A 13,956-nucleotide genomic window follows, 5' to 3' on the forward strand; every position below is an offset into this window, starting at 1 on the left:
TGCGCAGGCCACTAAGGCGCCGGGGCAGTACTGCTAGGCGGCGGCGCGGGCCAGTTTCCGGGTCACGGAGTTCTTCCGGGCCGTGTGCAGCATGTCCACGGTCAGCACCAGCAGCGCCAGCCAGACGACGCCGAAACCGGCCCAGCGGTCCGGTGTCATGGTTTCCTTGAACACGACGAGCGCCACGATGAACTGCAGCACGGGCGCGAAGTACTGCAGCAGGCCGATCGTGGTCATCGGCAGCCGGCGGGCGGAGGCCCCGAAGAACAGCAGCGGCACGGCGGTGATGACGCCCGACGCCACCAACAGCCAGAAATGCCCCGCACCGTTGGAGGCCAGAGTTGCCGCCCCGCTGACCGTGAGGAAGATCATGGTGGCCCCAGCCACTGGCGCCAGCACCATCGTCTCCACGGTGAGGCTCGTGACCGCGTCCGCCCGCGGGCCCACCCGCTTCTTGACGAATCCGTACAGGCCAAAGCTCAGCGCAAGCGTCAGCGCGATCCAGGGGAGCTTGCCGTAGGAGACCGTCAGCACCCCGACGGCTACGAAACCGATGCCGACGGCGGCCCACTGCAGCGGCCGCAGCTTCTCCTTCAGGACGAAGACGCCCAGCAACACGGAGACCAGCGGATTGATGAAGTAGCCCAGGGAGGCCTCGACGGCCTGGCCGGTGGTCACGCCGTAGGTGTACGTCAGCCAGTTCACCGCGATCAGGGCAGCGGCGATGGACAGCGGGCCAATCACCGTCCGGTTCCGGAAAGCAGCCGCCAGCACCCGCCAGGACCGCGTGACGGTGACGAGCAGGACGCAGAACAAGAGGGACCAGACCACCCGGTTGGCGACGATTTCGACCGCGCCGGCCGGATGCAGGACAAAGAAGTACAGGGGCAGCAGCCCCCAGAGCCCGTAGGCGCCGATGCCGAACAGGATTCCCGCCGTCGTGTCCTTGTCGACCGGCGCCGGGCCCGCCGGCCGGGCCGGTACCGGCCCTGCTCCAGCGGCGGAGCCGACCGGCGCTGTCAGTGGGGCGGGGGAGAAGGATCCTTCGGGCTTAGGCACAAGATCAATAACACCACCGGCGCGGAGCCTATTCCTGCCAATCGGAGCACGAGCGAGCCGGTGACATTTAGAATAGGGGCCTGTGCGCTGTATCTACTGGCGCTGTCCCTAAGACTCAGAAGGGCTCCCGGTGTCCAACTCGGCCGAATCCACCTCCTCCCGTCCCCTCCGTGTCGCGATTGTTGGCGCCGGTCCGGCCGGCGTCTACGCCGCGGACATCCTGACGAAGTCCAATGAGGTCAAAGACGGCAACTTCCAGGTCAGCATCGACCTCTTCGAGGCATATCCGGCACCCTATGGCCTCATCCGCTACGGTGTGGCTCCTGACCATCCGCGGATCAAGGGGATCGTCAACGCGCTGCACAAGGTCCTGGACCGCGGCGACATCCGGTTCCTCGGCAACGTCACGTATGGCCGGGACCTGACGCTGCATGACTTCCGTGCCTTCTACGACGCCGTCATCTTCTCCACCGGAGCCATCAAGGACGCGGACCTGGACGTTCCCGGGATCGGCCTGGAGGGTTCCTTCGGCGGGGCAGACTTCGTCTCCTGGTACGACGGCCACCCGGACGTGCCGCGTGACTGGCCGCTGGAGGCCAAGGAGATTGCGGTGATCGGCAACGGAAACGTGGCCCTCGATGTGGCCCGCATGCTCGTCAAGCACGCCGATGAACTACTGGTCACCGAAATCCCGGACAACGTTTACCGGGCGCTGAAGGATTCGCCGGTCACCGACGTCCACGTGTTTGGCCGCCGCGGCCCGGCCCAGGTGAAGTTCACGCCGCTGGAGCTGCGCGAACTCAGCCACGCCAAGGACGTGGATATCGTCCTGTATCCGGAGGACTTCGAGTTCGACGAGGCCTCGGACGAGGCCATCCGCAGCAACAACCAGATCCGGACCATGGTCAACACCCTGACGAACTGGCTCGTCGAGGAGCATGCCGAGGCCGAGGAGCCGTCCTCCCGCCGGCTGCACCTGCACTTCCTGCACAGCCCCGTCGAAATCTATGGAACAACAGACGACGCCGCGAACCCCGGCAAGGTCGCCGGCATCAAGTTCGAACGCATGCAGCTGGACGGCACCGGGAACGTCAAGGGCACCGGGGAGTTCCTCGACTACCCGGTCCAGGCCGTCTACCGCGCGATCGGCTATCACGGTTCGCCCCTGGATGAGCTGGAATACGATGCCCGCCGCGGCGTCGTCCCGAACGAAGGCGGCCGCGTGCTCGACGCCGAGGGAAACGCCGTGCCCGGTATCTACGCCACGGGCTGGATCAAGCGCGGGCCCGTCGGGCTGATCGGCCACACCAAGGGCGACGCGCTGGAGACCATCGGCTTCCTGCTGGAGGACCGGCTGACCCTGCCGCCGGCTCAGAACCCGGACCCGCAGGCCATCATCGACCTGCTCCAGGAGCGCGGCATCGAGTACACCACGTGGGAGGGGTGGATCAAGCTCGATGCCCACGAGCTCGCCCTCGGCGCCGAATGGTCCGCGGCGGACTCCGCCAGCGGGATCGAACGGGAGCGCATCAAGGTAGTGCCGCGCGAGGACATGATCGAGATTTCCCGCGGGTAGCCTGTGACCGCCTGAGACGGCAGGCCGGCGCGTTTCCAAACCCCCCGTGCGGAACTAGACTGGGCCGGACGAGGCGGCCTTCGGCACGCCGTCGAGCCCGTCCGGTGGGAGTTCAATGAGGAAACTGGTCCATCCCGCAGCACTGTTACCGCCAGCAGGCGGGGTCACCGCAGCGCTGCGCCAGCAGCATGCCAGCGCCGGGCACGAGGACCTCGACTCGCAGGGGCTCGTTTTCCCGGAGAACCTGCAACTGCCTGGACTCAGCACCCTGATCCAGGAGTCGTGGCGACGTTCCGCGCAGCTGCACGCCAACCCGGACAACCCCGAGGCGCCGCTGGCCATGGACCGCGAGGAACTCGAAGACTACCGCCGCCAGCACCCCCTGGCCGCCATCATGCCCGTGATCCACAAGCTGCTGGTGCTGCCCAGCCACGACAGCGGAATGCTGGTGGCCGTGGGCGACGAGGTGGGCCGGCTGCTCTGGGTGGAAGGCGACGCCGCCCTGCGGCGCCGGGCCGAGGGCATGATGTTCGTCCCGGGCGCAGACTGGTCCGAGGCGAAAGTCGGCACCAGCGCCCCCGGCACCGCGCTGGCCCTGGGCCGGGGAATCCAGATCTCCGGCGCCGAACACTACAAGCGCTCCGTCCATCCGTGGAGCTGTACGGCCGTGCCGTTCCACGACCCTGATTCCGGCGCCCTGCTGGGGGTCGTGGACATCACCGGCACGGAGTCGGCCGTGGCACCGCATACGTTGTCGCTCGTTGAGGCGACGGTCGCCGCGGCCCAGGCACATCTCCGGGTGGAGCGGCTGCAGCTGGCCGCCGCAGGCCAGTCCCCGGCGTCCCGGCGGCGGAGCTCGGCGCCGAAAACGTCCGGGAGCCCGGGCGCCGACAGCCTCTACCGCAACAGCCTCCAGCTGCTCGGCCGCGACCAGGCCCTGCTCAGCATCGACGGCAGCACCGTGGCCCTGTCCGGCCGGCACAGCGAGATCCTGGCCCTGCTCAGCACCCACCCCGCGGGGCTGAATGCGGAGGAGCTCTGCGCCCTCCTCTACCCCGGGGAGGCCTCCACCATGACGCTGCGCGCGGAGATGGTGCGGCTGCGCAAGGTACTTCAGCAGCTCCATCCCGGTGCCGTCCCGGAATCACGCCCTTACCGTCTGCCGCTGGACCTGGTTCCCGACGCCGGACAGGTGCTGGACTGCCTGCAGCGCGGCGCCCACCGGATAGCGCTGGAAATTTACCGCGGCGCCGTGCTGCCCCGCTCCGAGGCGCCCGGCATCGTGGAGCTGCGGACCAGGGTCTCCGCGCTGATGCGCGAGGCCCTGCTGACGGACGGCAGCGCCGAATCGCTCCTGAAGTACGCCGCGCTGCCCGAGGCAAAGGACGACGTCGACGTCCGCAGCGCCGCGCTGAAGCTGTTGGCACCGCGCTCGCCCAGGCGCGCCGCCGTCGTCGCCGATCTGGAACGGCTGGACCGGGAACTGAGCGCCTGAGCCGTCGCGGTGCCCGCCGGAATGCCCGTCCAGTGACCTGGCTCACGCGGTTGCAACCTGACTGCAACCTTCGCGCGCCTACGCTGGGTGCAACGGGGACCGGAAGCGCCTTGCTGCCCCCATCTTGCACAGCAAAGGAGCTAGCAATGACTGTTTATGCCCAGCCCGGAACCGACGGCTCGAAGGTCACCTTCAAGGACCGCTACGAAAACTGGATCGGCGGCGAATGGGTTGCCCCGGTCAAGGGCCAGTACTTCGAGAACATCACCCCGGTGACCGGCAAGGCTTTCTGCGAGGTGGCCCGCGGCACCGCCGAGGACATCGAGCTGGCGCTGGACGCCGCCCACAAGATTGCACCGTCCTGGGGCAAGACCTCCGTGGCCGAGCGCGCCGCGATCCTGAACAAGATTGCCGACCGGATCGATGAGAACACCGAGATGCTCGCCGTCGCCGAGTCCTGGGACAACGGCAAGCCGATCCGCGAGACCCTCAACGCTGACATTCCGCTCGCCGCCGACCACTTCCGCTACTTCGCCTCCGCCGTCCGCGCCCAGGAGGGCCGGCTGTCCCAGCTCGACGACGACACCACCGCCTACCACTACCACGAGCCCCTCGGCGTCGTGGGCCAGATCATCCCCTGGAACTTCCCGATCCTCATGGCCGTCTGGAAGCTCGCCCCGGCCCTCGCAGCGGGCAACGCCGTCGTGCTGAAACCGGCCGAGCAGACGCCGTCCTCGATCCTGGTGCTGATGGAACTGATCAGTGACATCCTGCCGGCCGGCGTGGTCAACGTGGTCAACGGGTTCGGAGTCGAGGCCGGCAAACCGCTGGCCTCCAGCCCGCGGATCCGCAAGATCGCCTTCACCGGCGAAACCACCACGGGCCGCCTGATCAGCCAGTACGCCAGCCAGAACCTGATCCCGGTCACCCTGGAACTCGGCGGCAAGAGCCCGAACATCTTCTTCAACGACGTCGCCGACACCAACGACGCGTTCTACGACAAGGCCCAGGAGGGCTTCACGCTCTTCGCCTTCAACCAGGGTGAGGTCTGCACCTGCCCGTCCCGCGCCCTGGTCCAGGACGGCATCTACGACTCCTTCATGGCCGACGCCATCGCCCGGGTGCAGAAGATCGTCCAGGGCAACCCGCTGGACACCGAGACGCAGCTCGGCGCCCAGGCCTCCAACGACCAGCTGGAGAAGATCCTCTCCTACATCGACATCGGCAAGCAGGAAGGCGCCAAGCTGCTCACCGGTGGCGCCCGTGCCGAACTGTCCGGCGACCTCGCCGGCGGCTACTACGTGCAGCCCACCATTTTCGAGGGCCACAACAAGATGCGGATCTTCCAGGAGGAGATCTTCGGCCCCGTGGTGTCCGTGACGCGCTTCAGTGACTACAACGACGCCATGGGGATCGCCAACGACACCCTCTACGGCCTCGGCGCAGGCGTCTGGTCCCGCAACGGCAACGTTGCCTACCGTGCCGGCCGCGAGATCCAGGCCGGCCGCGTGTGGGTCAACAACTACCACGCCTACCCGGCCGGTGCCGCGTTCGGCGGGTACAAGTCCTCCGGCATCGGCCGCGAGAACCACTCCATGATGCTGGACCACTACCAGCAGACGAAGAACCTCCTGGTCAGCTACAACGAGAACAAGCTCGGCTTCTTCTAAGCCGCTTTTGACCCGGGCGGGGCGGATCGGCAGTGATCCGCCCCGCCCGTACCACTTTCCGGACCAGCCAGGGAGACCCCGATGACCCAAACCAGGATCGACGCCGCCATCACGCGCGACGGCGAGGACTTCTCCCGCGTGGCGCTCACCCTTGAAGCAGCCGAACTGCTGCGCAAGCTCTGGACACAGTACGGGCCTTTGATGTTCCACCAGTCCGGCGGCTGCTGCGACGGGTCCTCACCCATGTGCTATCCGGCGGGGGAGTTCCTGACCGGCGACTCCGACGTCCTGTTGGGCCTGTTCGACATCTCGGACGGGCTCCAGCCCCAGCCGCTGGAATTCTGGATGTCGCGGGAGCAGTTCAACTACTGGAGCCACACGCACCTGACTGTCGACGTCGTCCCTGGCCGGGGGAGCGGTTTCTCGGTGGAAGCGCCGGAAGGCAAACGGTTCCTGATCCGCTCCACACTGATGGAAAACTGGCCCGTCTGACCCGGCTCCCGGACCGGTCAGGGCCGCTGCGAAGCAGCCTTTCCGGCTGCTCCGACCGGAGCCTTCGTCTCACTATGTGGGACAAATCGGGCCGCCCAGTGGATGGACACTAGTATGGATAGGTCTGTTTCCAAACCAGTTATCGAGATTGCGGACCTTCCTATGAACCTTTTCCGGACCAAATCCATCGAGCAGTCCATGTCCGACGCCGATGAACCCGGACGCAAGCTGAAGCGCTCGCTTAGCACGTGGGACCTCATGATCATGGGCGTCGCGGTTGCTGTGGGCGCCGGGATCTTCTCGGTCGGTGCCAAGGCCGCGGCGAATTTCGCCGGCCCCGCCGTCACCATCTCCTTCGCGATCGCCGCCGTCACCTGCGCGCTCGCCATCATGTGCTACGCCGAGTTCGCCACAGCCATCCCGGTGGCAGGCTCGGCCTACGTCTTCACGTACGCGACCATGGGTGAAATCCTGGCGTGGATCATCGGCTGGAACCTGATCCTCGAACTCTTCACGGCCGGCGCCGTGATCGCGAAGTACTGGGGCATCTACCTCAGTAAAGTCTTTGCGCTCATGGGCGTGGACATTCCGCCGTCGATCTCCCTGGGCGGCATCGACCTCTACTGGGGCGCCTTCCTGATTGTTGCCATCTTCACCGTGCTGCTGGTCCTCGGGACCAAGCTCTCCGCCCGTGTCGGCAACATCTTCACGCTCATCAAGATCGCGGTGGTCCTCTTCGTGATCGTCGTCGGCTTCACGTACATGAAGGTCGAAAACTACAGCCCGTTCGTCCCGGCGTCCGAGCCGACCGGAGGCACCGGAACCGCGGATGTCCTCAAGCAGTCCTTCTTCGGCTTCCTGACCGGCGCGGCCCCGGCCCAGTACGGAACCCTCGGGATCTTCGCCGGCGCCGCCCTGGTCTTCTTCGCCTTCATCGGCTTCGACGTCGTCGCCACATCGGCCGAAGAGGTCAAGAACCCGCAGAAGACGCTGCCCCGCGGCATCTTCGGTGGCCTGGCGATCGTTACGGTGCTCTACATCCTCGTGTCGCTGGCGCTGACCGGCATGGTGTCCTACACGAAGCTGGCTGAGGCCAAGAACCCGACGCTCACCACCGCCTTCGAGGCCGTAGGCAATACCGACGCCGCCAAGGTCATCGCCTTTGGCTCCCTCGTGGGCCTTACTACGGTCATCATGGTGCTGCTCATGGGCCTCTCCCGCGTGGTCCTGGCGATGAGCCGCGACGGCCTGCTTCCGCGCTCCCTGTCCAAGACCAGCTCGGTGCGGGGGACGCCGGCCCGCCTGCAGATCATCTGCGGGGCCGGGGTGGCACTCGTTGCCGGCCTGACCAACGTGGACCTGCTCGAGGAAATGATCAACATCGGGACCCTGTCCGCCTTCGTGATGGTCAGCCTCGGCATCCTGGTGCTGCGCAAGAAGCGCCCCGACTTGAAGCCGGCCTTCCGTGTCCCGTTCGGCAAGGTGCTCCCGATCGTCTCTGCCGTCCTCTGCCTGTACCTGATGACGAACCTGGCAGTGGAAACCTGGATCTTCTTCGCCATCTGGCTCGTGATCGGTGTTGCGATCTACTTCGCCTACGGCCAGCGGCACTCCCGGCTCAACGAAAAGTTCGCCGAAGCCCGTGCTTCGGTGAACGGCCCGGGCACGGCAGGCGCCGTCAACGCGGCTGCGTCGTCCGGGTCGGCCGCGTCGTCCGCGGAGGACGACGAGGACGCGCTCACCCGCTCCTGACCGCGAAGCGAACGGCCCCGCCACACCGAAGTCGCCGGAGCGGTGCGAATTCGCTGGAATCTTCCGGCGTAATCGTACGGTTCCGGCGACTTCGGCGTCTGGGCGCGGCGCTCCCTAAGATGGACACATGGCCCGCCCAGCAAGACCGGAACGCAAATCAGAGTTGCTGTCGGCAATTCTCGACTACCTCATGGACAAGACCCTGGCGGAGCTGACGTTCCGCAGCCTCGCCGACGGGCTGGGCGTCAGCAGCTACGTCCTGGTGTACCACTTCGGGCACCGCGAACAGCTGATCAACGAGATCATCCGCGGCATCGAATCCCGGCTGGACAGCATCCGCGCCACCGACGTCAGGGACATCGACCGGGACGCGTGGCGCGCCTTCCTTCTTGAGTCCTGGCAGTGGACCATGGCGCAGCGCAACCGGCACCTGGCCCGGCTTGAATTTGAGGCGACAGCGCAGGATGTTGTGGCGGCGGKGCCGCGCGGCACCGCCCAGGAGCACTTCCGGATGCTGCACGAGAAGTCCCGGGACTGGCTGATCATCCAGGGCATCCAGCCGGAGTTCGCGGACACCGACGCCCGCCTGTTCACGGCCGCGTTCTACGGGCTCCAGTTCGATTTCGTCGTCAACAACCAGCCCGAGGAGGCCAGCAAGGCCTTTGAGCTGATGATGCTGGTCTTCTTCAACAACCTCGACAGGCGCCTCGCCACCGACGGCCAGCACATCTGAGCTGAACCTCAGGGAGCGGCGTAGCGGCCCTCCCACTCCACGAGGGGACGCAGTTCCTCCCAGCGCTGTGCCACTTCCTCCACCGCCCCGGGCCCGGCAAGCCAGCCCGGCTGGCCCACATTGACCCCGGCCGTGAGGGATTTGTGCTTGAGCAGCTCCGCCCTGGGATGGTCCTTGTCGAAGCCCCGCGGCACTGTCTTCAGCCGTTCGCCCTCCACCGCGAACCCTGCCGTCTCGACCTTCCGCACGATCGCCTTGAGGGCCTCGCCGCTGGCGGGGTCATCCACGGCACCGCGAAAGCGTGCCAGCTGGGCGGGAGTGTGGGTGTGGCAGCCGCCGCCGATCAGGAGGCCGTCGGCGCTGAGCTGGATATAGAAACCGACCCCTTCGTCCACCGCCGCGAAGGCCCCCTGCGCGGTCTTGTAGGGCGACTTGTCCGGCGAGAACCGGACATCCCGGTTGGGGCGGAAGAGCTTGGCCGGGCCGAAGCGTGGCTCCAGCTCGGCCAGCAGCTGGGTCAGCGGCCCCTTCACCGCGGCATCGTAGACGGGCTTGTGCTCCAGCCACCAGTCCCGGTTGTTGTTCTGTTCAAGATCGGCGTAGAACCGGAAGGCGTCACTTGGAATGCCGGCGAATGGAATGCCTGTGAATGCGGTCATGCCCAAATCCTACGGAGCCGCGGCACACGGCGGCGAGGGGCGCGCGCACCCATGTGGATAACGGCAGAACGCCCCGCCACGGAAGTCCGTGGCGGGGCGTTCTGTTGGCTCAAGCGGTCACCGGCAGCCTGCATTCAAGGCCGGCTATCAAAGCGGCCGGCCGTCAGGCAACCCTCGACGCAGCCGGGGAATCAGACCTTGTTGGCGGCCTCGGCGTCGGACTCAACCTGTCCGGCGCCGAGGTTGGCGCGCAGCTTGGCGCCGAACTCGGCGTCGACGTTGGTCCAGTACTGGATGGCGCGTTCCTTGATGCCGGCGTTCTTGACGCCGCTGACGGCGCCGGTGACGGTCTCCAGCAGGCGGGCCTTCTCGCCATCGTTGTACACCTCGCGGTACAACGTGCCGGCCTGGCCGAAGTCGCCGTCCTCGGCGTGCAGGGAGTGCGCGGAGTGCGTGAGCTCGCCGTCGTTCTCCCAGCCGCCGCCTGCAACGCCAGGCTCAACCGCAGTCGGGCCGCCCACGGAGTTCGGTGCGTACACCGGAACGGACGGAGCGTTGAAGTGGTAACGCCCGGCGCCGTCCTGGCTGTAGTTGTTGACCTGGCTCTGGGGCGCATTCACCGGGAGCTGGGCGTGGTTGGTGCCGACGCGGTAGCGGTGAGCGTCCGCGTAGGAGAAGATGCGGGCCTGCAGCATCTTGTCCGGGGAAGCGGCGATGCCCGGCACGAAGTTCGACGGCGCGAAGGTTGCCTGCTCGATCTGAGCGAAGTAGTTCTCCGGGTTCTTGTTCAGCTCCATGGTGCCGACCTTGACCAGCGGGTAGTCCGCGTGCGGCCACACCTTGGTGAGGTCGAAGGGGTTGAAGCGGTACGTCTTGGCGTCCTCGTATGGCATGACCTGGACGTGCAGGTCCCAGGACGGGAAGTTGCCGGCGGCAATGTTTTCCTGGAGGTCGCGGATGTAGAAGTCGCCGTCGGCGCCGGCCAGGGCCTCGGCCTCGTCACCGGTCATGGACTTGACGCCCTGGTTGGACTTGAAGTGGTACTTGACCCAGAACCGCTCGCCCTCGGCGCTGATCCACTGGTAGGTGTGCGAGCCGTAGCCCTGCATTTCACGCCAGGAGGCCGGCAGGCCGCGGTCGCCCATGAGCCAGGTGACCTGGTGGGCCGACTCGGGGGAGAGGGTCCAGAAGTCCCACTGCATGTCGGCGTCGCGCAGGTGGGTGCCGGGGAGGCGCTTCTGGGAGTGGATGAAGTCCGGGAACTTGATGCCGTCGCGGATGAAGAACACCGGCGTGTTGTTGCCGACGAGGTCGTAGTTGCCCTCGGTGGTGTAGAACTTCACGGCGAAACCGCGGGGGTCGCGCCAGGTGTCGGGGGAGCCTGCCTCGCCGGCAACGGAGGAGAAGCGGATGAGCATGTCCGTCTCAACACCGGGCTGGAACAGTGCGGCCGCGGTGTACTTCGAGACGTCCTCGGTGGTCTTGAACGTACCGAAGGCGCCGCCGCCCTTGGCGTGCACGACGCGCTCCGGGACGCGCTCGCGGTTGAACTGCGCGAGCTTCTCGATCAGGTAGTGATCGGTCAGGATGATCGCGCCGTCGGCGCCGACGGACTTGGAGTGGGCGTCGGAAGTGACGGGAGCACCGGACTGTGTCGTGGACACGGCGGGCGCAGAGATGATCTCAGTCATCGTTCTCCTTTGGTTGGGTTTCTTAGTTTCGTTCGGAGGGAAGCTGTTGGGTGCGCTGGCAGTCCTGGCAGATGCCCTGGTAGAGCACGTCCGCGATCTGGATGGTCATCGGCTTGGCGTTCGCGTCCCAGTGCGGGGTCAGGCAGGGCGCGTGGCCCACGGCGCATTCGACGTCCTCCACGCGGCCGCAACTGATGCACACGGCATGGTGGTGGTTGTCTCCGACCCGCGTCTCGTACAGCGCGGGGGAATGCGGGGGCTCGAAACGGCGCAGCATGTGCAGATCGGTGAGATCCCCCAGGACCACATAGACGGACTGCGCGGTCAGGTCCGGCAATTCCTGCCGGGCGGCGGCAAGGATTGCCTCCGCCGGCGAATGCGGGTGATGTTCGACGGCGGCCAGCACGGCCAGGCGCTGCTTGGTCACCCGGCGGCCGTGGGCACGCAGGGCCGCTGCCCATGCGTCGTGGGTGCCCGTGGAATCCGTCATACCCCCATTCAAGCACTTATTATGACTCCCTCACAATAAGGCGGGGCTAAGAATGTCCAGCCGTGTCCCAAGGCGCTCCCGGGCCGCCGCTAGAGTTGCCCGGTGGAGAATCTTCTGGCGGACATCACGCCCGTGCGCGAAAGCCCCGCCTTCCGCCGTTTGTGGCTCGGCTCAGCCGTCTCGGCGCTGGGAAGCCAGCTGACGCTCGTGGCCGTCAGCCTCGAGGTCTACCGGCTGACCCAGGACAGCCTCTACGTGGGGCTGCTGAGCATCTTCGCCCTCGTGCCGCTGGTGTTCGGCGGCCTGCTGGGCGGATCGATCGCCGACGCCCACGACCGCCGCACAGTGGCCCTGCTGGCGTCCTCCATCCTCTGGCTCAGCACTGTGGCCCTGGCCCTGCAGGCGTGGCTGCAGGTGGGAAACGTGTGGCTGCTGTACGCGATCGTTGCGGTGCAGAGCGGCGCCCAGGCCATCAATCAGCCGGCCCGCAGCGCGATCATCGCCGTCCTGGTGCGCAAGGAGCTCCTGCCGGCCGCCAATGCCCTGAATATGATGACCTTCGGCCTGACCATGACGGCCGGCCCGCTGCTGGCCGGGGTGCTGGTGGCGTGGATCGGGTTCGGCTGGACGTACACGATCGACGTCGTCACCTTCGCATTCGCGTTCTGGGCGCTGCTGAAGCTGCCGCCCATGCCGCCCGGAGAGCACGCCAGGCCGGCCGGGCTGCGTTCCGTGCTCGAGGGCTTCCGCTTCCTTGGCACCCGGCCCAACCTCCGCATGACCTTCGTCATCGATCTCGTCGCCATGATCTTTGCCCAGCCACGGGCGTTGCTGCCCGCAATCGGTGCGGTGATGATCGGCGGCGGCGAGGCCACGGTCGGCATCCTGCTGGCCTCCACTGCCGTGGGGGCGTTCCTGGCCGGCGTGTTCTCGGGACCGCTGGGCCGTGTGCGACGGCAGGGGGCCGCCGTCGTATGGTCCGTGATGGGCTGGGGTGCCTCAATCGCGGCACTGGGCCTGGTGGTGGTCCTTGCCCGTCATTCCGGAGCCGATGGCGTGACCGTCTGGCTGCTGCCCGCCGCCCTGTGCTGCGCGCTGGCCGGGATCGCGGATTCCGTCAGCGGAGTCTTCCGGACCACCATTCTGCAGGCCTCCACCCCTGACCACCTGCGCGGGCGGCTGCAGGGCGTGTTTGTGGTGGTGGTGGCCGGCGGGCCCCGGATCGGGGACATGCTGGCAGGCGGCGCGACTAAACTTTTGACCGAGGGATGGGTTCTGCTGCTCGGCGGCATGTTGTGCATTGCCGTGGCCTGGACATTGGCCCGCCTGCAGTCGGGATTCCTGCGGTACGACGCGCGGAACCCGGTACCGTAGCGGTTCGTTTTCTTGGTAGTTCATTGAAGTACAGGGCATTGAACTAAAAGGCATCAGGAGGACCAGTGCACAAGCATCACAACGGACTGAAGACCGCGGCCCTATTTGGGGTGCTGTGGGCGGTCCTGCTGGGCCTGGGGGCGTTCATCGCCGCCGGGACGCGCAGTGCCGCGCCGATCTGGATTATGGCCCTGATCGGCGTCGCCACTACGGCCTACGGGTACTGGAACAGCGACAAGCTGGCCATCCGAGCCATGCAGGCCTACCCCGTCACGGAGGCCGAGGCGCCCCAGCTGTATCAGATCGTCCGGGAGCTGTCCGGCCGGGCCAACCAGCCGATGCCGCGCATCTACGTCTCGCCCACTATGGCGCCGAACGCCTTCGCCACCGGCCGGAACCCGCAGAACGCGGCTGTCTGCTGCACGGAGGGCATCATGAGGATGCTGGACGCCCGCGAACTGCGCGGCGTCCTCGGCCATGAACTGATGCACGTCTACAACCGGGACATCCTGACGGCGTCGGTGGCTGCCGCCGTCGCCGGCGTCATTACCTCGGTGGCCCAAATGATGCTGCTGTTCGGCGGCGGTGACCGCCGCAACGCGAACCCGTTCGCCGCGATCGCCATGGCGCTGCTGGCCCCGTTCGCGGCCTCCCTGATCCAGATGGCCATCTCGCGGACGCGGGAGTACGACGCCGACGAGGACGGATCCGCGCTCACCGGAGATCCGCTGGCGCTCGCCTCCGCCCTGCGCAAGATCGAGCAGGGCGTGCAGCTGGCGCCGCTGCCGCAGGACCAGCGGCTGGTCAACGCCTCCCACATGATGATCGCGAACCCGTTCCGCGGCGGGGGCGTGGCCAAAATGTTCTCCACCCACCCGCCGATGGCCGAGCGGATCGGCCGGCTGGAACGGATGGCCGGGCGCCCGCTGACCTGAACCGAACCGCAGAAGTTCAAGACAGCCGGT

12 protein-coding genes are annotated in these 13,956 nt (G+C 66.9%); 8 read left to right on the top strand and 4 right to left on the bottom strand.

From position 1 onward, the window contains the following. Positions 1 to 33: 33 nt before the first annotated feature. Entirely contained in the window at positions 34 to 1,059 is a 1,026-nt protein-coding gene (gene rarD, locus AC1DZQ_RS10510) for an EamA family transporter RarD (RefSeq protein WP_476963481.1), read from the bottom strand. 130 nt (positions 1,060 to 1,189) lie between these two features. Between rarD and AC1DZQ_RS10515 the strand changes: the two genes are divergently transcribed. The 6 genes from AC1DZQ_RS10515 to AC1DZQ_RS10540 all read left to right on the top strand — a co-directional run bounded on the left by AC1DZQ_RS10515 (position 1,190) and on the right by AC1DZQ_RS10540 (position 8,777). Further along, the gene (locus tag AC1DZQ_RS10515; RefSeq protein WP_476963482.1) at positions 1,190 to 2,635 is read left to right on the top strand and encodes an FAD-dependent oxidoreductase; all 1,446 of its coding nucleotides are present in this window, start codon (positions 1,190 to 1,192) and stop codon (positions 2,633 to 2,635) included. 115 nt (positions 2,636 to 2,750) lie between these two features. Further along, entirely contained in the window at positions 2,751 to 4,130 is a 1,380-nt protein-coding gene (locus tag AC1DZQ_RS10520) for a GAF domain-containing protein (protein WP_476963483.1), read from the top strand. A gap of 146 nt (positions 4,131 to 4,276) precedes the next feature. Further along, on the top strand, positions 4,277 to 5,800 hold the full coding sequence (exaC, locus tag AC1DZQ_RS10525; protein ID WP_476963484.1) for an acetaldehyde dehydrogenase ExaC: 1,524 nt from the start codon (positions 4,277 to 4,279) through the stop codon (positions 5,798 to 5,800). 81 nt (positions 5,801 to 5,881) lie between these two features. Then, on the top strand, positions 5,882 to 6,292 hold the full coding sequence (locus AC1DZQ_RS10530; protein ID WP_476963485.1) for a DUF779 domain-containing protein: 411 nt from the start codon (positions 5,882 to 5,884) through the stop codon (positions 6,290 to 6,292). Between the two features lie 162 nt (positions 6,293 to 6,454). Continuing rightward, a complete protein-coding gene (locus AC1DZQ_RS10535) occupies positions 6,455 to 8,044 on the top strand; it encodes an amino acid permease (protein ID WP_476963486.1) in 1,590 nt (529 codons plus the stop codon). Positions 8,045 to 8,171: 127 nt separating this feature from the next. Then, positions 8,172 to 8,777: a TetR/AcrR family transcriptional regulator gene (locus tag AC1DZQ_RS10540; RefSeq protein WP_476963487.1), complete on the top strand. Its 606-nt coding sequence runs from the start codon at positions 8,172 to 8,174 to the stop codon at positions 8,775 to 8,777. A gap of 8 nt (positions 8,778 to 8,785) precedes the next feature. On the opposite strand, the gene AC1DZQ_RS10545 is transcribed toward AC1DZQ_RS10540, so the two are convergent. The 3 genes from AC1DZQ_RS10545 to AC1DZQ_RS10555 form a co-directional block, all read right to left on the bottom strand. Further along, positions 8,786 to 9,436, bottom strand: a complete 651-nt coding sequence (locus AC1DZQ_RS10545; protein ID WP_476963488.1) for a DUF2461 domain-containing protein — start codon at positions 9,434 to 9,436, stop codon at positions 8,786 to 8,788. Positions 9,437 to 9,627: 191 nt separating this feature from the next. Then, positions 9,628 to 11,127 (bottom strand): catalase, encoded by a 1,500-nt coding sequence (locus AC1DZQ_RS10550; protein WP_476963489.1) that lies wholly within the window; start codon positions 11,125 to 11,127, stop codon positions 9,628 to 9,630. Between the two features lie 22 nt (positions 11,128 to 11,149). Continuing rightward, entirely contained in the window at positions 11,150 to 11,617 is a 468-nt protein-coding gene (locus AC1DZQ_RS10555; RefSeq protein ID WP_476963490.1) for a Fur family transcriptional regulator, read from the bottom strand. Positions 11,618 to 11,719: 102 nt separating this feature from the next. On the opposite strand from AC1DZQ_RS10555, the gene AC1DZQ_RS10560 reads away from it, so the two are divergent. Continuing rightward, a complete protein-coding gene (locus tag AC1DZQ_RS10560; RefSeq protein ID WP_476963491.1) occupies positions 11,720 to 12,991 on the top strand; it encodes an MFS transporter in 1,272 nt (423 codons plus the stop codon). A gap of 65 nt (positions 12,992 to 13,056) precedes the next feature. Then, positions 13,057 to 13,926 carry a zinc metalloprotease HtpX gene (gene htpX / locus AC1DZQ_RS10565; RefSeq protein ID WP_476963492.1) on the top strand — a complete coding sequence of 290 codons (870 nt, stop codon included), beginning with the start codon at positions 13,057 to 13,059 and terminating at the stop codon, positions 13,924 to 13,926. Positions 13,927 to 13,956: the final 30 nt, after the last annotated feature.

The organism is Arthrobacter sp. P1_C12_2, from assembly GCF_056406415.1.

Excerpts from the sequence above, each read along its gene's own strand:
- AC1DZQ_RS10530 (WP_476963485.1), top strand. The coding sequence starts at position 5,882 with ATGACCCAAACCAGGATCGACGCCGCCATCACGCGCGACGGCGAGGAC.
- AC1DZQ_RS10520 (WP_476963483.1), top strand. The coding sequence starts at position 2,751 with ATGAGGAAACTGGTCCATCCCGCAGCACTGTTACCGCCAGCAGGCGGG.
- AC1DZQ_RS10550 (WP_476963489.1), bottom strand. The coding sequence starts at position 11,127 with ATGACTGAGATCATCTCTGCGCCCGCCGTGTCCACGACACAGTCCGGT.
- AC1DZQ_RS10545 (WP_476963488.1), bottom strand. The coding sequence starts at position 9,436 with ATGACCGCATTCACAGGCATTCCATTCGCCGGCATTCCAAGTGACGCC.
- AC1DZQ_RS10535 (WP_476963486.1), top strand. The coding sequence starts at position 6,455 with ATGAACCTTTTCCGGACCAAATCCATCGAGCAGTCCATGTCCGACGCC.
- exaC (WP_476963484.1), top strand. The coding sequence starts at position 4,277 with ATGACTGTTTATGCCCAGCCCGGAACCGACGGCTCGAAGGTCACCTTC.
- AC1DZQ_RS10555 (WP_476963490.1), bottom strand. The coding sequence starts at position 11,617 with ATGACGGATTCCACGGGCACCCACGACGCATGGGCAGCGGCCCTGCGT.